Source organism: Bacillus cereus group sp. MYBK227-1 (assembly GCF_051916325.1).
Taxonomy (GTDB): Bacteria; Bacillota; Bacilli; order Bacillales; family Bacillaceae_G; genus Bacillus_A; species Bacillus_A cereus.
Genome location: NZ_JBQAGK010000001.1, coordinates 302971 through 326255, shown reverse-complemented (window position 1 = coordinate 326255; position 23285 = coordinate 302971). Strand labels below are relative to the sequence as shown.

Sequence of the window (23285 nt, the reverse complement as noted above, 5' to 3'; positions counted from 1 at the left end):
ATTATATATCCTTTTGGGTATTTTTTCTAATTATCTGAAGATTTATCAACATTAGTCTTAATATTCGAAATTAAAGAAATGGATTTTTCAGAAAGATAAAACTGCGCGTATTGCAATTATTTATGTATATAACTTTTTTAAAAATTATATTTTAAATATAGCTAGTTTTTTATAATTTTTTTGATATAATTACATACGGGAAAAGGGAAGAATTTTGTCTTCCCTTGTGTTTTTATTTGCATCTAGTACTTTTGCTAGATGCTTTTTTTTATGCTAAAAAAGGTATCCTCAAATACTTTGAGGATACCTTTTCACCTTTATTATCTCTGCTGTTTTCTACCTAATACGAGTAACCCAAAACTCATCATTACAAGAAGTGCTCCCATATATGGTTCCACAGGCATTTTCTGCCCTGTCTTCGGTAATTCTTTTTCAGGCTTTTCCGGATTTGGTGTTCCAGGTTTCTCTGGATCTGGTGTTCCAGGCTTTTCTGGATTCGGTGTCCCTGGCTTTTCTGGATTCGGTGTTCCAGGCTTTTCTGGATTCGGTGTTCCAGGTTTCTCCGGATCTGGTGTTCCAGGCTTTTCTGGATCTGGTGTTTCTGGACCTGGTGGTGCTAAATGATTCAATTTGTTTAATACTTCTAATTGAACTGCATTTATCATTCCATTTGTAATTTCAAATGGAATTGGATTAGTTAATTTTTCATATCCCTTTGGTGCTTCTACTTCTACTAGTGTGTAGTTACCTACAGATAGATCTGTGATTTTTGCCTTTCCATCTTTATCTGTTTTTACTTTCACTACTACTTTTCCCTTTTCATCATGAACTTCAAACACAGCTCCTGATAAGACTTCCTTGCTTTCAGCGGCCATTTTTGTAATCTCCACTGCACCTTTGTCTAACTGTTCGTTCTCTACTTTCAATGATAAGACTTTTGTCATACCTTTTGTAATTTCGAATGATACTGGTTCCATTAACTTTTTGTAACCTGGTAAGCTCTTCGTCTCTACTAATTTGTATTTTCCTACTGATAGATCTGAAACGTTTGCTTTTCCTTCTTTATCCGTCGTTACTTTCGCAACTACTTTGCCTTTTGAGTCACGTACTTCAAATACAACATTTTCTAATGGTGCTTTACTGTCTTTATCTATTTTTGTGATTTCTACATTCCCCGTATCTACCATTTCATTTTCTACAGTGAACGCTAAAGATTTTGACATACCTTTTTTAATTTCAAATGGTACAGGCTTTTCTAATTTTTTGTAGCCTGGTAAACTCTCTACTTCTACTAGCTTGTACTTTCCTACTGATAAATCTGAAACTGTTGCTTTTCCAGCTTTATCTGTCGTTACTTTCGTTACTACCTTGCCTTTGTCGTCTTGTACTTCAAAGACTACACCTGCTAACGGTGCCTTATTATCTTTATCTATTTTTGTAATTTCTACATTTCCCGTATCTACCATTTCATTTTCTATGTTTAATGATAGAGCTTCTGTCATACCTTTTGTAATTTCAAACGATACTGGTTCTGTTAATTGTTTGTAGCCTGGTAAGCTTTCTTTCTCTACTAATTTGTACTTTCCTACAGATAAGTCTGAGATTTTTGCTTTACCATTTTTATCTGTTTTTACTTCTGTTACTACTTTGCCTTTGTCGTCTTGTACTTCGAAGACTACGCCTTCTAATACTTTTTGGCTATCTTTATCTACTTTTGTGATTTCTACTGAACCTTTGTCTAACTGTTCATTCTCTACTTTTAATGATAAGACTTCTATCATACCTTTTTTAATTTCGAATGATACTGGCTCTGTTAGCTTTTTGTAGCCTGGTAAGCTTTCTACTTCTACTAGTTTGTAATTCCCTACAGATAGATCTGAAATTTTCGCTTTTCCTTCTTTATCTGTTGTTACTTTTGTTACTACTTTGCCTTTTTCATCTTGCACTTCGAATGTTACGCCTTTTAATAACGCGCCACTTTCTTTGTCCACTTTTGTAATTTCTACTGAGCCTTTATCTACTAATTCGTTCTCTACTTTTAGTGATAAAACTTCTGTCATACCTTTTTTAATTTCAAACGATACTGGTTTCGCTAGTTTTTTATATCCTGGTAAGCTTTCTACCTCTACTAGCTTATATTTTCCTACTGGTAAATCTGAAATTGTTGCTTTTCCTTCTTTATCTGTTGTTACTTTTGTTACTACTTTGCCTTTTTCATCTTGCACTTCGAATGTTACGCCCGCTAATACTGCGCCACTTTCTTTGTCTACTTTTTTAATTTCTACTGAACCTTTATCTAACAGTTCGTTCTCTACTTTCAATGATAAAACTTTCGTCATACCTTTTGTAATTTCGAATGATACTGGTTCCGTTAACTTTTTGTAACCTGGTAAGCTCTTCGTCTCTACTAATTTGTACTTTCCTACAGATAAGTCTGAGATTTTTGCTTTACCATTTTTATCTGTTTTTACTTCTGTTACTACTTTTCCTTTGTCGTCTTGTACTTCGAAGACTACGCCTTCTAATGCTTTTTGACTATCTTTATCTACTTTTGTGATTTCTACTGAACTTTTGTCTAACTGTTCATTCTCTACTTTTAATGATAAGACTTCTATCATACCTTTTTTAATTTCGAATGATACTGGCTCTGTTAGCTTTTTGTAGCCTGGTAAGCTTTCTACTTCTACTAGTTTGTAATTCCCTACAGATAGATCTGAAATTTTCGCTTTTCCTTCTTTATCTGTTTTTACTTTCGTTACTACTTTGCCTTTTTCATCTTGCACTTCGAATGTTACGCCTTTTAATAACGCGCCACTTTCTTTGTCCACTTTTGTAATTTCTACTGAGCCTTTATCTACTAATTCGTTCTCTACTTTTAGTGATAAAACTTCTGTCATACCTTTTTTGATTTCGAACGATACTGGTTTCGCTAGTTTTTTATATCCTGGTAAGCTTTCTACCTCTACTAGCTTATATTTTCCTACTGGTAAATCTGAAATTGTTGCTTGTCCTTCTTTATCTGTCGTTACTTTTGTTACTACTTTGCCTTTTTCATCTTGCACTTCGAATGTTACGCCCGCTAATACTGCGCCACTTTCTTTGTCCACTTTTGTAATTTCTACTGAACCTTTATCTAACTGTTCGTTCTCTACTTTCAATGATAAAACTTTCGTCATACCTTTTTTGATCTCGAATGATACTGGTTCTGTTAATTGTTTGTAGCCTGGTAAGCTTTCTTTCTCTACTAATTTGTACTTTCCTACAGATAAGTCTGAGATTTTTGCTTTACCATTTTTATCTGTTTGTACTTCTGTTACTACTTTGCCTTGCTCATCTTGTACTTCGAAGACTACGCCTTCTAATACTTTTTGACTATCTTTATCTACTTTTGTTACTTCCACATTTCCCTTGTCTAACATTTCGTTTTCTACTGTTAAAGCAAGAGATTTTGTCATACCTTTTTCAATTTGGAAAGTAATCGGATCTACTAATTGTTTATATCCTTTTGGTGCTTTTACTTCTACTAACTTGTATGTGCCGACTGATAAATTAGTAACTTGTGCTTGTCCTTTTTTATCTGTCGTTATTTTAGCGACTACTTGTCCTGCTTCATCTTGAATTTCAAAGACTGCATCAGCTAAAGCATCTTTATTTTCTTTATCTACTTTTGTAATTTCTACATTTCCTGTATCCACTAATTCATTTTCTACAGTCAATTGTAATGCTGTTACTCTACCCTTTTCAATTTCGAATGAAATTGGCTTTTCTAGTGGTTTGTATCCTGCCGGTGTTTCTACTTCTACTAACTCATACTTTCCAATAGGTAAATCTGAAACGTTTGCTTTTCCTTCTTTATCCGTCGTTACTTTTGCAACTACTTTTCCTTTTGAATCACGTACTTCAAATACAACATTTTCTAATGGAGCTTTACTATCTTTATCTATTTTTGTTATCTCTACATTCCCTGTATCCACCATTTCATTTTCTACTTTCAATGATAGGACCTCGGTCATGCCTTTTTTAATTTCAAATGATACTGGTTTTTCTAACTTTTTATAACCAGGTAAACTTTCTACCTCTACTAATTCATACTTTCCTACAGGTAAATCTGAAACATTTGCTTTTCCTTCTTTATCTGTCGTTACTTTCGTAACTTCCTTACCCTTTTCATCTTGTACGATGAATGTTACTCCCGCTAACGGTGCTTTATTATCTTTATCTATCTTTGTTATCTCTATATTTCCCGTATCTACCATTTCATTTTCTATTTTTAATGATAAAATCTCGGTCATACCTTTTGTAATTTCAAACGATACTGGCTCTGTTAATTTCTTATAGCCTGGTAAACTTTCTTTCTCTACTAATTTGTACTTTCCTACTGATAGATCTGAGATTTTTGCTTTACCATCTTTATCTGTTTTTACTTCCTTTACTACTGTTCCAGCTTCATCTTGCACTTCAAAAACTACGCCTTTTAATGCTTTTTTGCTGTCTTTATCTATTTTTGTAATTTCTACTGAACCTTTATCTAACTGTTCATTTTCTACTTTCAACGATAGGACTGTTGTCATACCTTTTGTAATTTCGAATGATACTGAATCTGTTAGCTTTTTGTAGCCTGGTAAACTTTTCGTCTCTACTAATTTGTAATTCCCTACTGATAAATCAGAGACTTTTGCTTTACCATCTTTATCTGTTTTTACTTCTGTTACTACTTTGCCTTGCTCATCTTGCACTTCGAAGACTACGCCTTCTAATACTTTTTGACTATCTTTATCTATTTTTGTAATTTCTACTGAGCCTTTGTCTAACTGCTCATTTTCTACTTTTATTGCTAAAGCTTTTGTCATACCTTTTTTTATTTCAAATGGTACTGGTTCTGTTAGCTTTTTATAACCTGGTAAGCTTTTCGCCTCTACAAATTTGTACTTTCCTACTGATAGATCTGAAACATTTGCTTTTCCATCTTTATCTGTTACTACTTTTCTTACTACTTCATCTTTCTCATCTTGGACTTCAAATTCGACACCCGCTAATACTGCCCCGTTTTCTTTGTCCACTTTTGTAATTTCTATATTACCTTTGTCTACCATTGCATTTTCCACTTGTATTGGGAATATGCCGTCCCCTGTTACATTTACTTCGAACTCTGTTTCTTTTAATTGGTAGCCTTCAGGCGCTTTCGTTTCTTTTAAAATATATTTTCCTGGTGCTAACGGTTTAGAGATTGCCTTACCATCTTTATCTGTAACAATATGTTCGACTACTACACCGTCTTTTACTATATCAAACTCTGCATTTGCTAATGGTTTCTCACCATTTTCCGAATCAATTTTCTTTACTTCAATTTGACCCTTTTGCATAGTATTTTTAATTTCAATTGTTTTTGTTTCTCCAGCTTGAAGTGTAACCTCTACTGGTTCTTTTAATTTTTGATATCCTTCTGGTGCTACTGTTTCATAAACTTTATACGTTCCAGGAGCTAAAGTTTGAGGTACTGAAAAACCTTTTTCGTCCGTTTTCAGTTTTGCAACAACTTCATTTGCACTATTTCGAACTTCAAATTCGGCACCTTTTAACCCTTTGTTCAGATCCTCAGAATCTATTTTATGAATCGATACTGTACCGTCTTTTGGAGCTTCAGGCGGCGTAATAGTTACTTCTTTTGATGTTAATGTTTTATCATCAAAATGTAATTCCGCTTTATTAGGAATCTTCTTATCTACGTAAGAAGATAAGTCTGCATTATTTTTAATTTTCGCCTTGATACTAAGATTGATTCTCTGGTCTTCATATGACTTATAGTCAAAATTCTCACCAAACGTAAATGTTACTTCACTTCTTTGCTTATCTATCTTTAACGTCCCTTTAGAAGTAATATCTTGGCCATTTTGATCATACACTTTTGCCTCTAATACTTCTAAAACATCTTCTAAATCATCACGAATTACCATTGATGTGTATTTAGGAGGATCGTTCGGTATATGTGTACCAACTTGGTATTGAATTACTTGATCCATTTGTGTTAGCTGCTCATTCTCTACAAGCTTGCCATTCTCATCAACTATATTTTTTTCAATACTAGGTGGATTATTGTCACCTGAACCGGATCCTCCCCCACCACTTACAAATACTTGTCCTACTTTTTCTTCAGTTTTAATATTTTTACCTTCTAATTTCACAGTATTTTTATGAGGCTTTGCAGAAGGATTAGTAATCTTTGTTTTATATCTTAAAATATAACCTTTTGAACTGTCTGGAAACTCAATTGTAAATCCAGCCTTTGTTGCATTAATTTTAATGTTAGATAAATCTGCTGGCTTAATATTTGTTGGTGCATAACCATCTTCAAATACAGCCTCTTCTAATACTACGCTGTCTGTAATTAACTCATGCCCAGGTCCTAATGTATCTGTTAATTTAAGATCTTGCATTTCTGTTCCAGTTGCATTTACATATACAAGCCAATCAGCAATCGAAGGATCTTCTTGATTATAAGAACCCCATTTCAATAGATTATCTGTATTGGGCTGTGGCTTCGGTCTCTCTGTCGTATTACTTACATTTACTTCTTTATTGACGATTTGACCATCAACGTTAAATTCTAATGGAATTTCTTTAACACCATCATATGCTTCTAGACCAAAGTAGAATTCTACGAATAAAGAACCTTTAATGTTATTCTTTCCTTCTACGTAATCACCCATAGTACACGTTAATAGACCCTTTTTCATCTCACATGTACCAACTGTTTTTCCTTCAGCATCTTTTAAAGGAAAACTCATATTCATAAGGTCTTTTCGAAACTCTTTTGGCATATCAATTGTGAATTGATCTCCACTTTTTATTTTTTCTTTAGCTGACCACTTCACTTCTACTTTCATACCATCTGAGGCTTGATACGGTTCAGATGTCGTGCCATCAGTACGGGAAATATTAATTTCGTCCACTGGACTTTTCATCACAGCAGCTTGAATAACTGGAGCCCACACATTCAGCACTGAAAATAATACTAGAAAAACTAATGAAACCATTGAAATATGTCTTTTAGTACTTTTCATTTGCATAGTTCCCTCCTATTTTTTATATTTATATAACAAAAAAAGACCGTCCGGTTGCATCAAAAATGTGCAACCAGACGATCTTAGTAACCAATATGTATTACCGTAGACTCTAAGCTTTGCGGCCTATCCTTTCGAATAGTGTGCTAAAAATATCTTTTATTCTTTTTTTGTTTCATTTTCCTCTTAAACCAAATATTACTATACCGTCTGGACGGTTATAATTCAATACTCTATAAAATTGTTCTATTTTTCTAATAAAAAAAACAATTCACCACTACATTAAAGAAGCAATGGTGAATTATTTTCGCATTATATAGTTCGTATATTCTATTTATATGAATTACTAATAAGAGCTTGAATCACTTTTTCTCTTAACTCGGGGCTTAGTCTTCCAACCCCTAAATATTCCGAATACCATAATCCATCTGCTGCTAATCTAATAATTGTTGCACAAACTGAATCTATCTCATCATTTTCTATATTCTTTTGCAGTTGCTGAAATGATTGTTGTAATGGCTCAAGTAATTCAGGTTTTAACATGAATGCTGCCATCATACTACTAGATAACTCTTCTGTTCTTCTCTCATTATTTAATCTTTCCTCTACAAAAGAGCGAACCCATCTCCCTTTCCTCTCTGAGTCTTCCGCTACTTTATTGTAAATGGCCCCTTCATAATCCTCTACCCCTCTGACTATCATACCTTCTATTAAAGCTTCTTTATTTGAAAAGTGATACAATAATCCACCTTTACTTACACCCGCCTCTTTTGCCACTGCTTCTAAGGTTAATTTAGCAACCCCTTTACATTGCACAATTTGAGAAGCGGCCGCCAAAATCTTTTGCCGCGTTATGCTTATACTCATTCCTTTTTAAAACCCCATTTCTACTAAATTTATATAAATACGAATCTTATTTTTAATATTGTTCATTACTACTAAGTATTTTCTTTATACAACAAAAGCTTCATTACCTTTGAATTTTTAGTTACTTATTCTATTAAAAATTTCCATATCATTCAATATGATAACATTAAACACACAAAGCTGACTATACATCTATACTTTTGTATTTATTGAAAATATATCCATTAATAAAATTTACCAATTTAGTCCTTCTTATTACCTTATAAGACGGCAGTAATTCTTTCAGCACTAAATAAAAAATGTTATTACTCCCATTGAATTGAGTAATAACATTTCACTTAACAAATTCGCTGCCAACTAGCATCCTTCACATCTTCACTAGTCGGTTTTCTAACTAATCCAATAAAACATTCCTCGCAAGCACCAAATACAATAAAATTTTTCTGTTCTTGTCTTAACGAGACTTCATTTGCACCGCCTTCAAAGTCAGGATTGTTAAACTGTACCTCATCATCTTCCCAGTAACATATATTACAAATTTCATATGTACCTGGTGGTTCTTCTTCTATTGTTCTATACCCGCAGCACGGACATGTATATTTCATTCTGTTACTCCATTATTCATTTCTTTTTTCTCCCATATATTCCGGCCCATAAAGAATGTCACAGCACAAATCATAGTTATCCCCATGAAAAATGTATTAGAATCTTCATATGTAGTTGGAATGCCTACCGTTACGAAAACAATACTAAAAGCTAAAAGTAGATATAATAATAAAGATATAATATAGCTGAGTTTAAATCGTAAAATGATACCTCTAAACAATAGCTCACCAAGTAGACAGCCACCTAAAATAATAGGTACTCCGAAATACAATGTAAGGACTCCCATTTGCGCAGTAGATTGAATTATCTTTCCAATTATGTTCGGCGAAACCAGCTCACTATTGTTTCCCATCCTATCATATAAATCAAGTGCTGTTGCTGAAATAAAGAAACTTAATATAGAAAATGAATACGGTATTAAAAATTTGCTCACTCTCATTCACCTCGCTTGTTTCTTTACATATATTATTCATTATTTTCGCATAAAAAAATAGCCCGTCTTCCGCGAAAGGCGAGCCGTTCCACTTAATTCTCACTTAACTTCTTCTTATACCAATCCTGCATTCTCTCCGCATCTTCTACTCTCGTATGCTCTATTTTGTAACTAGATGATGCACTCGAAAACTTATACGTACATAAATCCGCTCGGCGCTGGAAATATGATTGTGTCTTCTCCATTGATTGGACATGTCTTCTTCTAATAAGTCCTGTATATTTTCCGACGCTACGATAGACAAGTGTAATTTGTTCTCCGTTAACACTGTAACCATTTGTTTTAAATGTTGCGTATCCAAGTGTAAAGATGAGGATCGCGAGCGGAATTAATGCCCACATGATGAAGTGCTTTTCAGAGTATATACTTATTCCAGTAAGCGGGATTGCGAGCATAGCGAAAAAGATAAAACTATCAATGAGATAACGGCGCAATGCTGCTTTTGGTAATGCAATAATGTTTGCATTCAGTTCGTATGGTAATTGTAAATGGGCGAGTAACTGTTGTACTCGATCTTTTCGAATGATTGGGTGCAGTGTAACCTTTTCTTTTTCGTCACTCATTCCTTTACTTTGAATGACTTCTACTTGCACAGCACAATAACCGAATGGTTGGCGTAAAATACTTTCTTTTATCGTAATACCTTGAATACGATGCAATTTTAGTACGAGCTCTTTTTTCTCAAGCAATCCTTGCGAAATGCGGACTTCGTCATTTCTTCGATTCACTGTGAAATCGCCATGTTTTAACGCGTAACCGATTGTAGATATAATCCAAGAAAGAACGAGTAACATGGCTACCATGAAAATCCAGCCATATATATCATGTTCCATTACATACGACTTTACGCCATTCTCTATCCATTTCGGAATGTACTCATCTACTTGGTGATAAACGAAAAAGATTAAAGAGAATAATAGTCCAAATTGACCAGATGTAACAGATGCTAATAAAATCTCTTTCCAAGTTAATTTATATTCTGTCGCTTGTTTTTCTTCTGTAACAATTTCTTTTTCTACTACATTTTCTGCTGCTTCGTCTAATGTTCCTTCTGCTTTCACTTCTGGAGTTGGCTCATTTAGCAAAGTAATAAGCTCCGCCGCTTCTTCTGCCGTAATACCAGCTAAGCTAACTTCTGCTTCATCGCCCCCACCAGCTGTTTCAATCTGAATTTTTTTCAAACCGAGCATTTGATATAGTACGTTAGAACTTGTATTAATCGTTTGAACACGTTCTTTATTTAAGTAGCTCTCCTTTTTCACGAAGAGACCTTTTTTCACATGTAATACGTTATTTTCAACCCAATATGTTGTGTAATACCATTTTTCAAATGCTGAAAAAACGGTGAGTAAACCAAATGCTGCGGGAATTAAATACCAAAACGGGAATTTTCCGTTTAAGCTAAACATAAAAATAATGAGTGGTATAAAATCTGTTATTTTTAATTCTAATAACATCGTGATTGGATGCTGCCTCTTATACATCCTCATCACTCACTTTCGCTAATTCTGCGATTTTCGTTTTCAACATTTCTGCTTCATACATCGTTAAGCCTGGGATGCTATGAGAAGTTGCTGCTGTTGAAATGTGTAATTCTGCTAAGCCATATTTTCTCATAATTGGTCCTTGTTCAATCGTTACGTGCTGTACACGAATCATCGGCACTAATACACGCTTAACAACGAAAAGGCCATGCTGAATTTCAAGTTCTTCTTCATTTAGTTGGTAGCTGTAATAACGTTGACGTAGTTTCGGGAATAAGAAGTACGAAAATGGTGCGAACACAACTGTCAGCCCAATCATTACATACAAAATCCACGCCCACCAATCAAACTTTATCATGAGGAAAAGGTAAGCTAAAATGACGAGTATACCGATCCCTTCTTCAATTACAGCACGAACTTTCCACACCTTGACCATGTCAGGGTGAATTTCATTTTTCAATGGATCCATGTAACCACTCCAAATCTAGTAATCTAATATATGAATACTCTTAATCTATATTTTACGTAACTTTACAGAAAATTGGAATTTAATCTTCTTTCTTCTCAGGAATAAAATATCCGAACCAAAGTAGCCAAATGAAACCGATTAACTTCATCCAATTTCCATCCGCTTGAAAAGCTTCAATCATACCTGGTATTTTATAAACCCCAATAAATCCAAGAAAACCGAGCCACCAGTTTTTTTGCATTTTCATTTTTACTCCTCCTTCATTACGTTTTTCACATTTCGAATCCAAATTTCTTTATACTTTAGATGGAATCCCATGAGCATATAGTTGCTCATATTATCGATCACAAGCGCTAGCGTATGAGCATTTTCTTCCGTTTCATGTTGTGACACAACGCCCAGTCTCGCGCCTTTCTTCAATAAATCGTGGAAACCATGCAAAAAATCCTCTTGTATTTCAAATAAACGTTTCTGATACTTTTCATTTCGTGATGCAGTTACGATAAATTCATTGATAACGCGTAGTATTCCTTCTTGCCCTTCATACTCAGAGAGCATATGTAAACCATCTGCGATTAGCTTTTCTGCAAAGTTTTCTTTCGTATACCGCTCTTCATTAAAGTACTTTGTAAAATGATAATCAGAAAAAATCTCTTCAAATAAAAAATCAACTAACGCTTCTTTAGAAGAAAAATGATAGTAAATAGCCGGTTTTGAAATACCTACCTCTTTCGCAATCATGGAAAGACTCATCTTCTCAATGCCGTGTTCTGCCATAAGTTTAAATGATGCCTCTACAATGTTCTGCGATGTTTGTAAATTCTTCGTCATACTGTACCTCACTTATTTTTACTTACCGGTCGGTAAGTAAATTATAAAACAAAACGAAATGATTTTCAATTTAGTTAGCACTACAGAAGGTATTTATTGAAAAATACAGAAAGTTATAAAGTAAAAGCAACATATAACAATAAGGAGGATATCATATGGGACTTGGTGGTAATGGCGGTAGTGGTGGTAATGGCGGCGGTGAAGCGGGACAAGCTGGTAAGAGCGGATTTTCATTAATCATTGTACTTTTTATCGTATTGATTATAGTTGGAATTAGCTATATCGGACTTAGCTTCTAAGAAAAGGCGTCCTACATTACATATGTAGGACGCCTTGTTTTTAATCCCTATTCAGCAATCGCATACGATAGCAATTCATCGTCACTTCTCCAAGCCTTTGCAGTAATTGATAGTTCGCATATGCGCCGACTGGGGCACCGATTACTGGGACGAGCTGAAGCATTTTCGCTAAATCAATATAGTCTCGGTACTCTGTTTGGAACTTTTCCCAGTCCATATGATTTTCTTTTTCTGTATCCCACGTTTCGATTGCTTTCCATATTTCTTTTCTGTGATCGTCACTTGAAAAGGCAAGTTGGAAAACGTGAAGGATAAAAAGACGCTCTTCTTGTTTACTCGTATCAAATCCGTACAATGTCGCTGCATCGAATAAAAATTTAATTTTAATTGTAAGTAAAAGCGGAAAGTCAGCAAGACCGAGGAGAATACCACCAGCTCCAGTCCCTGCTCCTTCTGCCGCTGCTATTTTTTTGTACTCATCCATTTTTTTACGAACTTCATCGTCACGTCTTTGCAGTGACCATGTCGTCTCTTTTAGCTTCGGCTTTATAAAGTTTGACCCGGCGCTAATCGTTTGCACCATCATACGAATCGTCTCTGTTAGTACCTTTTGTACTTTCGCCGGAATGAGCTGTTGCACCTTCGTCTGCACTTTTTTGGAGAACCGTGTCATCATAGAAGAATCTTTCATGAATGTAGCTTTCCACTGCTCCAATTCTTTTATAACCTTCTCTTCGTATGTAATCATAGGTTCATTCCTTTCAATTTAAACGCTCAATGCGCTTCGCCCCGTATTGGTAAACGAAACCGATACTAAATAATATGCTTACGATAAGTAAAATTCCTGTCATCATGAAATCTTTCGTTGCTAGTGCAAATATAATTGTAAATATAACGCTACCTGTAATAAGAATTGCATTTAATAAAGTAAGAAAATCTTTCTTCTTCTCTTCTCCGCCTACTGGGTACAAATCAAGCCAAATTTTCATGCGGTGATGTTTCCATAAAGTTAATAGCTGATAACCGATTAAGTATAGGAAGATAAGGCTTACGATAAATCGTCCATATAAAAACGGAATGAAGTAAAGAATAACTCCACCTAGAGCGAGCAGGCGCACATATAATCCAAAATAGTTACCTGATCTTAAAAATGTTCTCGTATATAAGTATAAATATGTACGCTTTTCGCCGATTATCGAAAGAATGAAATCAAGCCATTTTCGGCGAGATACTCTTTCTTTTAATGCTGGTACATCAACGAACATGTTCGCAATGCGGTACAGTAGCATCATCTTCTTACCTTCTTCGGAAATTAAATACTCCCAGTTTAGTGGCTTTCCTTTGACCATTTGATGCATGATAGCAAGGTATAACACCATAAGAAGGACGATTCCACCAATGAAAAGAACTGAAGTACGTTCTACAAGGAAATATACAAATAAACCGTTTAGGATAAAACGAATAAACCAATCAGCCCTTTGTATATTTTGATCTGTTAAAAATGAATTTTCCCACGCTACAAATAAATTCCACGCTTTTACAATGACAAATGCGAGTACGATCCATATGTAGCCAGCTCCTGTTTGCTTCATTTGTTGGAAGTATAACGGAGCAAGCGCGGCTGCTACGATTGCGATTATGTATAACTGAATCATAAATGTAAAAAGAAATGCCTTTGTGAAGTAAGGTTTTAACTTTTCTTCAACTGGCAGTAAGTAAACGAGATCCGCTTCTTTTAATAATGTTTGAATGGATCCAGCCGTTAACACGAGTCCAATTAATACTGCCATTACGAGCGCAGTTGGAAACGAAGTTGTTAACGTTTGTAACCATTGCTGGTAATAATACGCTCCCGCACCGATGATGAACACGAAAATAAATTTCAAATGATCATTAAATACGTATTTACTATATGTACGAACTTCTTTTAGAAATTGACGAAATCGTTCTTTCCATAACGCTGTGCTATTCATAATCTTCTTCCTTCGTTAATGCAATGTAAATATCATCTAACGTTGCACCTGGCATATTAAACTGTGATTGCAGTTCAGATAGCGTTCCCTTCGCTCTTACTTCACCTTGATGCAAAATAATGAACGAATCACAATAACGCTCTGCCGTCGCTAAAATATGTGTGCTCATTAAAATACCGGCACCACTCTTTTTCATTTGGTCCATCATTTGAAGAAGGGATTGAATCGCTAACGGGTCTAATCCAACGAAAGGTTCATCTACTATGTAAAGAGATGGCTCCACTAAAAATGCGCTCATAATCATTACTTTTTGTTTCATCCCTTTTGAGAAATGAGATGGAAACCATTTTAAACGATTTTTCATACGAAACTCTTGTAGTAGTTGTCCTACACGTTCTTCATATTGTTTTTCATCCACGCCATACGCCATAGCTGTTAATTTCAAATGCTCTTCTAACGTTAATTCATCATATAATACCGGCGTTTCCGGAATAAATGAAAAGCTAGAACGGTACGCTGTCATATCATCACGAATTGTTTTCCCATTAATTGTGACAGTTCCTTTTTTCGGTTCCATTAAACCGATAATATGTTTAATCGTCGTACTTTTACCAGCTCCATTTAAACCGATTAAGCCGACAAGTTCGCCTTTATTAACAGAGAACGAAACGTCTTTTAATACAGGTCGTTTCGTATATCCTCCTGTAACATTTTCTACACGCAATAACTCGCTCATACGACACCACTTTCTTCATTAGTATTCATTCTATATTCATCTTACCAAAAATTATGCTGTACTACATAGTATCCATGTACTCAAAATAATTTTTAAATTTATTAGCATATAATTTCCCGAAAGCGGACATCATAATTATTGAAGAAGGAACACATTGAAAAAGCAACCACCAATTGATGAGTACAACAACATAGTGAAGTCATCATGAAATGGGGTGTCCAAGTTGGACAATGAAATTTACACATAACCAGATCATTTGTTTCATTTTCGAAACGGGGTGTCTCTGAAAGAGCATATACTGTTTTAAAAAATAAACAATTTCATTTTAAAAAAGATTGCAATTCATTTCACTTGAAAATGGGGTGTCTACGGCAGAAACTTTAGCCGATTTACCGTGCATTTCTTAAATAAATGAGGTGTCTGCGAAACGTAAATTACGATAATGCTTTTTCAATCCCTCTTCAGAAAACAGGAAGCTGAGTCAGCTTCCTGTTTTTCGTGTTTGTTCTCTTATGTAATTATGGTAAAATACGGCTAAGGATATTTGAAAGGATGAGATCAATGAATCATACAGCAGACAATTGTATTTTTTGTAAAATCATTGACGGGCAAATCCCTTGCTCAAAAGTATACGAAGATGAACATGTGCTTGCATTTTTAGATATTAGTCAAGTAACAAAAGGACATACTCTTGTTATTCCGAAAGTTCACAAACAAGACATTTTTGCGTTAACGCCAGAAATCGCATCACATATTTTTTCTGTCGTTCCAAAAATCGCAAATGCGATTAAAACAGAGTTTAATCCAGTTGGCTTTAACCTACTTAACAATAACGGTGAAAAAGCTGGACAAACTGTGTTCCACTTCCACCTTCATTTAATTCCACGCTACGGTGAAAAAGATGGTTTCGGTGCTGTTTGGAAATCACACCAAAATGAATACACTATGGAAAATTTACAAAACATCGCAAGTACAATTGCAAATAGTGTGAAATAATGACACTATAAGAAGGCGTAATACATAACAAGCCACTTCCCTGAAGTCATCAAATTCCGCATGGCTTGTTTCTTCACCTAAAATGCTCAGGGATGATTGTTTGTGCATAGCACATATAAGAAAGATATGCATATTTTTTCACATCATGAATACGAACAAAAAATAAGGAGGTCTCCTTTTATGTCAAAAGCTAAATCCTTTATTACAGGTGTTATTTGCGGCGGAGCAGTTGCTGGACTAGCCGTTCTTTTCTCAACTCCTTCTTCTGGTAAAGACATGCGCGGCAAGTTAAAAGAAAAAGGAAATGATATTAAAAAGACTTTAGCTGATATTACAGCTGATACGAAATTATTAAAGCGTCAAATTGTTGAAACTGCTTCAGAAGGTAAAGAAGTGTTTCAAGAACTAAAAGATGACATGCAAGACACTCTTTCTAATTGGAAACAAGATATTTCTCAAAACAAGCGCCATATTGAGAAAGAAATTTTGGACATCCAAAAGTCAATTGAGAAACTGCAAGAAGCTGTTCCAGAAAAAGCGTAAACAAATTCCTGCTTAGTTTTTTGCATATAACAAATATTTTTTATATAAATTGACCTTGACACGGCATATCGTATAGATATGCCGTGTTTTTATGCATTTACAATATATGTTATCAATTAACATGTAAGGACAACACATGTATTCACGACTCATAAAACGCTTCCATAGTTATGCATGATTTGTATAGAATGTCATTTTGTTAAAAAATTTTCACAATTCTTACAAAAAGACTTTATTAATTTTTATTTTACTGGCATAATAGATAGTAATGAAAAAGAATGTTAAAGTGGGTGAGTAAATGAAAAGTGGAGAAAAAGATTACTCGGTAAAAGAAGCGATGATTTTCAGCCAACGCATTGCTCAATTATCGAAAGCGTTATGGAAATGTGTAGAGAAAGATTGGCAGCAGTGGATTAAACCTTACGATTTAAATATTAATGAACATCATATTTTAACAATCGCTTATCATTTAAAAGGGGCTTCTATTTCTGAGATTGCTAAGTTTGGAGTTATGCACGTATCAACGGCATTTAACTTCTCTAAAAAGCTAGAAGAACGCGGCTATCTTGTATTCTCAAAAAAGGAAGATGATAAACGAAATACGTACATTGAAATTACAGACAAAGGGGAAGAATTACTACTTCGCTTAATGGAGGAGTATGATCCTGAAAATAATTCAGTGTTTAATGGGGCTCTTGCACTTCGTAATTTTTATGGGAAGTTCCCAGAAAATATCGAACTGATTGCAATCCTGCGTAATATTTACGGACAAGACTTTATCGATATTTTTGAGAAATCATTAGAAGATATTGAAGAGAACTTTACAGAATCCGATCAAAAGTTAGTTAAGAAATAATCTATTTATTTTTTCGCAATCATGCTTAAGAATTCATTCATAAGCGGCTTAAATAAACCCTGTTTTGCTAGCGCTTCCGCAGTTTCGTGTACTTCGAGCTGATGTGGAAGCGCTTTTTCAAATTGATCTAACAGCGCATCGAACAAAAGAAGCCCTTCTGCTTTCTCCACTACATATTGCTCGTTCAGTTTTTCACAAAGATTTAGTATACGTTCAATATCTTTTTTACGAGCTTTTTTCTTTATGATCAAAGAATAAAATGGACACTTCTCTTCATCAATCATTTTAAATAGTAGGTCTACATAGTATTCAGCTTGTTCTAATCTTCTAACAACGTCCATTTTCTCCCTCACTTTCTAACACAAAGTCTTCTATTTCTGAATTTTGTAACACGAACAAAATATCGTGTGATACAATATATGTATATGTATTTTAGCCAAAAGGAGGTCTCGCCTCATGACACTTATAACAGTTGTTTTTGTCGCATTTGCACTTCTTGTTATATTTTACACGAATTTCATGACACATACACTGTGTGAACGAAAACAAATAGCTGCGAGCCGCCAGCCCGGTGTCTTTCGGGTTATTAATGTATGTATAACAATTTTATTAATTTCTAGTTATATAGAAATTATATTTCATGGAAAGTGAGGAAGGAAAGCCCCTTCCTCACTTTTTTCCTCTATAAGCAAATTATACCTACAATAACCAATAAAATAAACAGTACAAGTAATAAAATAAGTTGAGAATTCATCCCCATCCCCTCCTCTATTCTGTATATGCGGCATACGCCCAATATGGCACACTTTCAAAATCTGACACGTGCTGGTTAATTTTTCTTTATCAATATGAAAACGGTTCGAAATATGATATATTAAATTTTGTACATATTGCTTATACTATAGAACAAAACATTCATCAAAACTTTATCCTCAGCCTCGGTAAGCCCTGTTAAGCGCGCTTTACCAATATAAAAAAGCAAAAGTATCAGTGAGACTTAATCGGGCTCTTATGAATCAAAATTCATTGGTGTAGGATAAATTAAAAATACATAATAGTAGGAGTGTTTATCGAATGAAGAAAGCTATGCTTGCCTTAGCCGCAACAAGTGTAATCGCATTATCAGCATGTGGAACATCATCATCAGACAAAATTGTTACATCTAAAGCTGGTGACATTACAAAAGAAGAATTCTACGATCAAATGAAGACACAAGCTGGTAAACAAGTACTAAACAACATGGTTATGGAAAAAGTACTTATTAAAAACTACAAAGTTGAAGACAAAGATGTAGACAAAAAGTTCGATGAAATGAAAAAACAATACGGTGATCAATTCGATACACTATTAAAACAACAAGGTATTAAAGAAGAAACTATAAAAACTGGTGTGCGTGCTCAATTAGCTCAAGAAAAAGCTATCGAGAAAACAATCACTGATAAAGAACTAAAAGAAAACTACAAGCCTGAAATTAAAGCAAGCCACATTCTTGTAAAAGATGAAGCTACTGCGAAAAAGGTAAAAGAAGAACTTGGACAAGGTAAATCTTTCGAAGAGTTAGCGAAACAATACTCTGAAGATACTGGTTCAAAAGAAAAAGGCGGAGACCTTGGCTACTTTACTGCTGGTAAAATGGTTAAAGAATTCGAAGATGCTGCTTACAAGCTGAAAAAAGATGAAGTAAGCGAACCTGTGAAATCACAATTCGGTTACCACATCATTAAAGTAACAGACATTAAAGAACAAAAACCATTTGATGAAGTAAAAGGCGACATCAAAAAAGATCTAGTTCAGAAAAAAGCACAAGATGCTGCATTCATGAATGATCTTATGATGAAAGAAATCAAAAAAGCTGACGTAAAAGTTGACGATAAAGATTTAAAAGATCTTTTCGAAGAGAAAAAAGCTGACGATAAAAAAGAAGAAAAGAAATAATGAAGTAAAAAGCTTGGGCTTAGGCCCGAGCTTTTTTATGTATCCTCTTCGTTAACGAAAGTTTATTTTTTCATTCGTTTAACTAAAACCATCTTTTATGCATTTCACTTAAAAACATTTCTGTGATTCTAAATCCTGAACTTTCCCCTATAATAGAGTCAATCCCACAATACGGACAAACTGCTGTGTTATCATCATCCCACCACTCTGTAATTTTTTCTGGATGGAAAATTTCTAAACAATAGAAACAACCACATATAACATCCTTTTCTAAGTGCTTTCTATTACGAGAACAAAAACGATGTGCTTCCTCAAAATATTTTCCCATCAGTATCCCCCTATTCCTGATTGTTTCTATACTTTACTTAGATCATCCTCGGCAAAATTGCAATTATTTCTTACAGAAAAACAAAAAAACCTTGATTCACAACGCGTGGAACCAAGGGTTTATCTCATCATTATTGATTAAATTCAAAAACTATGTTAAATTAGTACAGAAACACGTTTTACAAAAAGAGAATAACGTATTTACCCGTATTTTAATTGTACACCAAAACACATCTTCAGTCAACCTCTATTTTTCACTTTTAAAGGAGTGCTTACCGTATGAACAAAAAACTTGATCTAGAGCAAAAAAGATTGGATACCGTAATCGAAACGATTACGCAGCAAATTGATAAGCTGAAAAATGAAACTGGCAGACGCCGGGCAGAAGTAATCAATATTCGTAAACACTTCTGGGATGACGTGAAAGTGAACACGGATACTTTTGATGATTATCTTGAAACAGTTATCAACTTAAGACAACAAGCTCAGTCACTAGCTGTCACACAAATTACCCATAAGCACACCTTTAATCGACTTGCCGCACTAAAACGCATGCATAAAGCACCTTATTTCGGACGAATTGATTTCAAAGAAGAAGGCGAACCTAGCGCAGAGCAAATTTATATTGGCGTTGCTACACTTACTGATGCTAGCGGAGAAAACTTTCTTATATATGACTGGCGCGCACCCATTTCGAGTGTCTACTACGATTATCCACCAGGACCGGCTGAATACAGTACACCAGAAGGCGTAATTCACGGCAATGTGGAGAAAAAATTACAATACATTATTCAAAATGGCGAGATTGATTCTATGTTCGATACGAGCCTTACAATTGGCGATGAAATCTTGCAACAAGCGCTCGGAAAAGGTACGAACAAACATATGCAAAGTATCGTCGCTACAATTCAGCGTGAACAAAATGAAATTATTCGTCACGATGAAGGCCGACTCCTTATCGTGCAAGGAGCTGCTGGTAGTGGTAAAACGTCAGCTGCCCTGCAGCGAATCGCCTACTTACTATATAAATATCGCGAATGGCTAAAAGCGGATCAAATTATTCTCTTCTCCCCTAACTCTATGTTCAATAGCTACGTTTCTAACGTACTACCTGAACTCGGTGAAGAAAATATGCAGCAAGTGACATTCCAAGAATATTTAAATCATAGACTGAGTAAGTCATTTGACGTTGAAGACCCTTATGAGCAATTAGAATATATGCTAACTGAAACAAATAGCCCTACCTATAAAACGAGAAATGCGAGCATCCGATTTAAAGCATCCACTCAATTTTTCGAGATGATTAGAACGTACAGACAATCTCTTGAATCTTCAGGTATGCTATTTAGAGGAATGAAATTTAGAGGAAAACTGATTGCCTCAGCTAAAGAAATTACAGAGCAATTTTATAATACTGACTCCTCCCTCCGCTTCCATAGTCGAATTGAGAAGTTAACGGATTGGCTAAATAAGCAAATAGATGCACTTGAAAAAGCAGAACTGAAAAAACCTTGGGTAGAAGAGGAAATTGAATTACTTAGTAAAGATGAATACCAAAAGGCTTATAAATATTTACAGAAAAAAGGCGAGTTTGACGACAACTCCTTTCAAGACTTTGAGAAAGAAACAAGAGTACTTGGGCGTATGATTGTCCGTAAAAAAATGAAGCCGCTTCGTAAAGGCGTTCAAACATTGCGTTTCATCAATTTCACAGGCATATATAAACAGCTCTTCACAGATGCATCATGGGTTCCTGGGGAAAAACCGAAAGAGTGGGATGACATTTGCTCATTAACAGTAAACATGCTTGATGAAGGAAAGCTATATTACGAGGATGCGACTCCATTTTTACTTTTAAAAGAATTAATTGAAGGCTTCCAAACGAACAGATCGATTAAACACGTACTCGTAGATGAAGCGCAAGATTACTCTCCGTTCCAGTTCGAGTTTTTAAAACGTCTCTTCCCTGCTGCAAGAATGACGGTACTCGGAGACTTTAACCAAGCGATATTTGCCCATGCGAGTGAAACGGTGAATTTCGATACACTTACGAATTTATACGGGCCAGACGAAACAAACGGCATTAACTTAACTCGTAGCTATCGCTCAACAAAACCGATTATTGAATTTACACGTGCTCTCGTACCGGAAGGGAAGAACATTCACGCCTTTGAACGTGACGGCGCGAAACCTACAGTGACGAAAGTAGCTAATCACAACGAACTACACGAACATATTACTGCTAAAGTTGCTGCACTACAAACAGAGCAGCACAATACGATCGCAATCATCTGTAAATCCGCAGCTGAAAGCGCCGCTGCCTATGAGGAACTTAGTAGCATTGAAGATATTAAACTTGTGAAGAGCACCTCTGCTGAATACGAACAAGGCATTGTCGTGATCCCTGCTTACTTAGCGAAAGGTATCGAATTTGATGCCGTTATTATTTACGATGCTTCTAAAGATGTGTACAGCAATGAGAGCGTTCGTAGATTGTTCTACACTGCTTGTACGCGAGCGATGCATGAATTGCACCTTTATTGTGTTGGCGAGGTTAGTCCTTTTGTACTTGGGGCTGATTCGGATAGTTTTGAGCTTATTACAACACCTTGATAACAATCAAGGTGTTTTCTTTTTTATGCAGGACTTACACCTTTAAAGTAGAATATATCAGTTTAGAAAAAAATTAAGGAGCGAAAAGATGAACCACTATTTTATTGCTATTTATGACGGTGAGTTTCCTACCGAAAAATTACATACCATTTTACAATCTAAGCACACTTTTACTGACCTAAACGTCCGCACCATTTCAATCTCCTCACCAAGACCTTTCACATTATTAGTTGGCGAAGAACATCGTGCACTCACAACTGGACTTACAGACAAATACCACTCATTAACGAAAGAGTTGCAAACACTTGAGCAGCAAGAAAAGTACTACTATGTATACGATTATAAAATTAGAAAGAACATCGAGAATCCTATCCAAAAATGCTTTCCATTCGCACAAATCCATATAAGTGTTACGAAATTCCATCAAATGATTCAAAAAGTAAAAGACTTAAAACGACCTGTATTTGCAGGTTATAACATCGTCTCTCATGATGCAGACATACTTACGATTGATGTACTTCTTTCTTCACCTTTACTAGATCCTAACACTTCCGAAAAAGATGCGGAAGAATACTCTTATTTACAGCAACTAACTGAATCAATCTCTCGTTCTGAATTATGTATTTCTGTTAAAGAGAGTGCACTTATTTAAACACGAAAAGAGGGTTATTTATCATAACCCTCTACATACTATCTATTTATGTTTTTGAAACAAAACGTACTAAGTGTGCTAGTGTAAAAAATACAGATTGCGATGTCCATACCGTTTTTTTATGAATATTTATTTACTTCTTGTCCCCTGACACTAATGTTCTGCTTAAAAACAGGAATTTTCATCCATATATCTTGTTCCCTATTTTAAAACATAATACAATGAATACGTAACTTAATAAGCTATAACTAGTAGGTGTGGCAGTCATCTCTTCCATTTTGAAAAAAGGGGGAGGTGATAATATAATCGCGATGTTTGTAATTAAATTAGTGTATGGTATCCTAACCGGAGCTGGCGTTGTCATCGGTAGAAGATACGTCGGTCCGTGGCTAATTTCTGTATACAAAAAAGCGAGAACCACCCTGCTTCGTGGAAAAGGTAAGGGCGGTTCTCGGCTAAAACGTTAATGTAATTGTCTTATAACCGCACCTACTACCACCACAATAGCAAGTTAGGTTACACAAGGCAGAAGTTTCTCAGGCTT

22 protein-coding genes and 1 riboswitch are annotated in these 23285 nt (G+C 35.1%); of the genes, 9 read left to right on the top strand and 13 right to left on the bottom strand.

Annotated features, from left to right (window positions below; genetic code table 11):
• Positions 1–320: 320 nt before the first annotated feature.
• The 8 genes from ACTFRM_RS01855 to ACTFRM_RS01820 form a co-directional block, all read right to left on the bottom strand.
• Positions 321–7067, bottom strand: coding sequence for a SpaA isopeptide-forming pilin-related protein (locus tag ACTFRM_RS01855; protein ID WP_440043072.1), 6747 nt, complete (start codon positions 7065–7067; stop codon positions 321–323).
• Positions 7068–7126: 59 nt separating this feature from the next.
• Positions 7127–7219, bottom strand: a riboswitch (cyclic di-GMP riboswitch).
• Positions 7220–7391: 172 nt separating this feature from the next.
• Positions 7392–7928: a TetR/AcrR family transcriptional regulator gene (locus ACTFRM_RS01850; RefSeq protein WP_000028022.1), complete on the bottom strand. Its 537-nt coding sequence runs from the start codon at positions 7926–7928 to the stop codon at positions 7392–7394.
• Positions 7929–8266: 338 nt separating this feature from the next.
• Positions 8267–8533 (bottom strand): CPCC family cysteine-rich protein, encoded by a 267-nt coding sequence (locus ACTFRM_RS01845; protein ID WP_000877843.1) that lies wholly within the window; start codon positions 8531–8533, stop codon positions 8267–8269.
• The gene (locus tag ACTFRM_RS01840; protein WP_000033012.1) at positions 8530–8967 is read right to left on the bottom strand and encodes a hypothetical protein; all 438 of its coding nucleotides are present in this window, start codon (positions 8965–8967) and stop codon (positions 8530–8532) included. Before ACTFRM_RS01840 ends, ACTFRM_RS01845 begins: the two co-directional genes overlap by 4 nt.
• Positions 8968–9059: 92 nt before the next feature.
• Positions 9060–10511: a PH domain-containing protein gene (locus tag ACTFRM_RS01835; protein ID WP_000278215.1), complete on the bottom strand. Its 1452-nt coding sequence runs from the start codon at positions 10509–10511 to the stop codon at positions 9060–9062.
• Positions 10504–10980 carry a PH domain-containing protein gene (locus ACTFRM_RS01830; protein ID WP_000371358.1) on the bottom strand — a complete coding sequence of 159 codons (477 nt, stop codon included), beginning with the start codon at positions 10978–10980 and terminating at the stop codon, positions 10504–10506. The genes ACTFRM_RS01835 and ACTFRM_RS01830 overlap by 8 nt, the downstream gene beginning before the upstream one ends.
• Positions 10981–11059: 79 nt before the next feature.
• Positions 11060–11227 carry a hypothetical protein gene (locus ACTFRM_RS01825; protein WP_000783813.1) on the bottom strand — a complete coding sequence of 56 codons (168 nt, stop codon included), beginning with the start codon at positions 11225–11227 and terminating at the stop codon, positions 11060–11062.
• Positions 11228–11229: 2 nt separating this feature from the next.
• Positions 11230–11811 carry a TetR/AcrR family transcriptional regulator gene (locus ACTFRM_RS01820; protein WP_000164837.1) on the bottom strand — a complete coding sequence of 194 codons (582 nt, stop codon included), beginning with the start codon at positions 11809–11811 and terminating at the stop codon, positions 11230–11232.
• Between the two features lie 155 nt (positions 11812–11966).
• Between ACTFRM_RS01820 and ACTFRM_RS01815 the strand changes: the two genes are divergently transcribed.
• Positions 11967–12110, top strand: coding sequence for a YjcZ family sporulation protein (locus tag ACTFRM_RS01815; protein ID WP_000522759.1), 144 nt, complete (start codon positions 11967–11969; stop codon positions 12108–12110).
• Positions 12111–12150: 40 nt separating this feature from the next.
• Here ACTFRM_RS01815 and ecsC read toward each other — a convergent pair whose 3' ends face one another.
• The 3 genes from ecsC to ecsA are packed head-to-tail and all read right to left on the bottom strand — an operon-like array spanning position 12151 to position 14819.
• Positions 12151–12858 (bottom strand): ecs operon protein EcsC, encoded by a 708-nt coding sequence (ecsC, locus tag ACTFRM_RS01810; RefSeq protein ID WP_000634142.1) that lies wholly within the window; start codon positions 12856–12858, stop codon positions 12151–12153.
• A gap of 13 nt (positions 12859–12871) precedes the next feature.
• On the bottom strand, positions 12872–14083 hold the full coding sequence (ecsB, locus tag ACTFRM_RS01805; protein ID WP_001089159.1) for an ABC transporter permease EcsB: 1212 nt from the start codon (positions 14081–14083) through the stop codon (positions 12872–12874).
• A complete protein-coding gene (ecsA, locus tag ACTFRM_RS01800) occupies positions 14076–14819 on the bottom strand; it encodes an ABC transporter ATP-binding protein EcsA (protein WP_001292603.1) in 744 nt (247 codons plus the stop codon). The genes ecsB and ecsA overlap by 8 nt, the downstream gene beginning before the upstream one ends.
• A gap of 561 nt (positions 14820–15380) precedes the next feature.
• On the opposite strand from ecsA, the gene ACTFRM_RS01795 reads away from it, so the two are divergent.
• The 3 genes from ACTFRM_RS01795 to ACTFRM_RS01785 all read left to right on the top strand — a co-directional run bounded on the left by ACTFRM_RS01795 (position 15381) and on the right by ACTFRM_RS01785 (position 17214).
• Positions 15381–15815, top strand: coding sequence for an HIT family protein (locus ACTFRM_RS01795; RefSeq protein WP_001016841.1), 435 nt, complete (start codon positions 15381–15383; stop codon positions 15813–15815).
• Positions 15816–15995: 180 nt separating this feature from the next.
• Positions 15996–16358 (top strand): YtxH domain-containing protein, encoded by a 363-nt coding sequence (locus ACTFRM_RS01790; RefSeq protein WP_000030302.1) that lies wholly within the window; start codon positions 15996–15998, stop codon positions 16356–16358.
• Positions 16359–16656: 298 nt separating this feature from the next.
• Positions 16657–17214 carry an HTH-type transcriptional regulator Hpr gene (locus tag ACTFRM_RS01785; protein WP_000834924.1) on the top strand — a complete coding sequence of 186 codons (558 nt, stop codon included), beginning with the start codon at positions 16657–16659 and terminating at the stop codon, positions 17212–17214.
• 5 nt (positions 17215–17219) lie between these two features.
• On the opposite strand, the gene ACTFRM_RS01780 is transcribed toward ACTFRM_RS01785, so the two are convergent.
• Entirely contained in the window at positions 17220–17555 is a 336-nt protein-coding gene (locus tag ACTFRM_RS01780; protein WP_000383655.1) for a DUF1878 family protein, read from the bottom strand.
• 115 nt (positions 17556–17670) lie between these two features.
• Between ACTFRM_RS01780 and ACTFRM_RS01775 the strand changes: the two genes are divergently transcribed.
• Positions 17671–17865 (top strand): hypothetical protein, encoded by a 195-nt coding sequence (locus ACTFRM_RS01775; protein WP_000172690.1) that lies wholly within the window; start codon positions 17671–17673, stop codon positions 17863–17865.
• 423 nt (positions 17866–18288) lie between these two features.
• A complete protein-coding gene (prsA, locus tag ACTFRM_RS01770) occupies positions 18289–19149 on the top strand; it encodes a peptidylprolyl isomerase PrsA (RefSeq protein ID WP_000710058.1) in 861 nt (286 codons plus the stop codon).
• A gap of 82 nt (positions 19150–19231) precedes the next feature.
• On the opposite strand, the gene ACTFRM_RS01765 is transcribed toward prsA, so the two are convergent.
• On the bottom strand, positions 19232–19477 hold the full coding sequence (locus tag ACTFRM_RS01765; RefSeq protein WP_000521398.1) for a hypothetical protein: 246 nt from the start codon (positions 19475–19477) through the stop codon (positions 19232–19234).
• 278 nt (positions 19478–19755) lie between these two features.
• Between ACTFRM_RS01765 and helD the strand changes: the two genes are divergently transcribed.
• The 3 genes from helD to ACTFRM_RS01750 all read left to right on the top strand — a co-directional run bounded on the left by helD (position 19756) and on the right by ACTFRM_RS01750 (position 23208).
• Positions 19756–22089 carry an RNA polymerase recycling motor HelD gene (gene helD, locus ACTFRM_RS01760; RefSeq protein WP_173600889.1) on the top strand — a complete coding sequence of 778 codons (2334 nt, stop codon included), beginning with the start codon at positions 19756–19758 and terminating at the stop codon, positions 22087–22089.
• Positions 22090–22177: 88 nt separating this feature from the next.
• Positions 22178–22741 (top strand): hypothetical protein, encoded by a 564-nt coding sequence (locus ACTFRM_RS01755; protein WP_001017096.1) that lies wholly within the window; start codon positions 22178–22180, stop codon positions 22739–22741.
• 278 nt (positions 22742–23019) lie between these two features.
• On the top strand, positions 23020–23208 hold the full coding sequence (locus ACTFRM_RS01750; protein WP_063246215.1) for a hypothetical protein: 189 nt from the start codon (positions 23020–23022) through the stop codon (positions 23206–23208).
• Positions 23209–23285: the final 77 nt, after the last annotated feature.

Excerpts from the sequence above, each read along its gene's own strand:
- ACTFRM_RS01855 (WP_440043072.1), bottom strand. The coding sequence starts at position 7,067 with ATGCAAATGAAAAGTACTAAAAGACATATTTCAATGGTTTCATTAGTT.
- ACTFRM_RS01830 (WP_000371358.1), bottom strand. The coding sequence starts at position 10,980 with ATGGATCCATTGAAAAATGAAATTCACCCTGACATGGTCAAGGTGTGG.
- ACTFRM_RS01775 (WP_000172690.1), top strand. The coding sequence starts at position 17,671 with ATGACACTTATAACAGTTGTTTTTGTCGCATTTGCACTTCTTGTTATA.
- prsA (WP_000710058.1), top strand. The coding sequence starts at position 18,289 with ATGAAGAAAGCTATGCTTGCCTTAGCCGCAACAAGTGTAATCGCATTA.
- ACTFRM_RS01780 (WP_000383655.1), bottom strand. The coding sequence starts at position 17,555 with ATGGACGTTGTTAGAAGATTAGAACAAGCTGAATACTATGTAGACCTA.
- ecsB (WP_001089159.1), bottom strand. The coding sequence starts at position 14,083 with ATGAATAGCACAGCGTTATGGAAAGAACGATTTCGTCAATTTCTAAAA.
- ACTFRM_RS01755 (WP_001017096.1), top strand. The coding sequence starts at position 22,178 with ATGAACCACTATTTTATTGCTATTTATGACGGTGAGTTTCCTACCGAA.
- ACTFRM_RS01765 (WP_000521398.1), bottom strand. The coding sequence starts at position 19,477 with ATGGGAAAATATTTTGAGGAAGCACATCGTTTTTGTTCTCGTAATAGA.
- ACTFRM_RS01845 (WP_000877843.1), bottom strand. The coding sequence starts at position 8,533 with ATGAAATATACATGTCCGTGCTGCGGGTATAGAACAATAGAAGAAGAA.
- ecsA (WP_001292603.1), bottom strand. The coding sequence starts at position 14,819 with ATGAGCGAGTTATTGCGTGTAGAAAATGTTACAGGAGGATATACGAAA.
- ACTFRM_RS01785 (WP_000834924.1), top strand. The coding sequence starts at position 16,657 with ATGAAAAGTGGAGAAAAAGATTACTCGGTAAAAGAAGCGATGATTTTC.
- ACTFRM_RS01835 (WP_000278215.1), bottom strand. The coding sequence starts at position 10,511 with ATGTATAAGAGGCAGCATCCAATCACGATGTTATTAGAATTAAAAATA.
- ACTFRM_RS01820 (WP_000164837.1), bottom strand. The coding sequence starts at position 11,811 with ATGACGAAGAATTTACAAACATCGCAGAACATTGTAGAGGCATCATTT.
- ACTFRM_RS01790 (WP_000030302.1), top strand. The coding sequence starts at position 15,996 with ATGTCAAAAGCTAAATCCTTTATTACAGGTGTTATTTGCGGCGGAGCA.
- ACTFRM_RS01850 (WP_000028022.1), bottom strand. The coding sequence starts at position 7,928 with ATGAGTATAAGCATAACGCGGCAAAAGATTTTGGCGGCCGCTTCTCAA.
- helD (WP_173600889.1), top strand. The coding sequence starts at position 19,756 with ATGAACAAAAAACTTGATCTAGAGCAAAAAAGATTGGATACCGTAATC.
- ACTFRM_RS01825 (WP_000783813.1), bottom strand. The coding sequence starts at position 11,227 with ATGAAAATGCAAAAAAACTGGTGGCTCGGTTTTCTTGGATTTATTGGG.
- ACTFRM_RS01795 (WP_001016841.1), top strand. The coding sequence starts at position 15,381 with ATGAATCATACAGCAGACAATTGTATTTTTTGTAAAATCATTGACGGG.
- ACTFRM_RS01815 (WP_000522759.1), top strand. The coding sequence starts at position 11,967 with ATGGGACTTGGTGGTAATGGCGGTAGTGGTGGTAATGGCGGCGGTGAA.
- ecsC (WP_000634142.1), bottom strand. The coding sequence starts at position 12,858 with ATGATTACATACGAAGAGAAGGTTATAAAAGAATTGGAGCAGTGGAAA.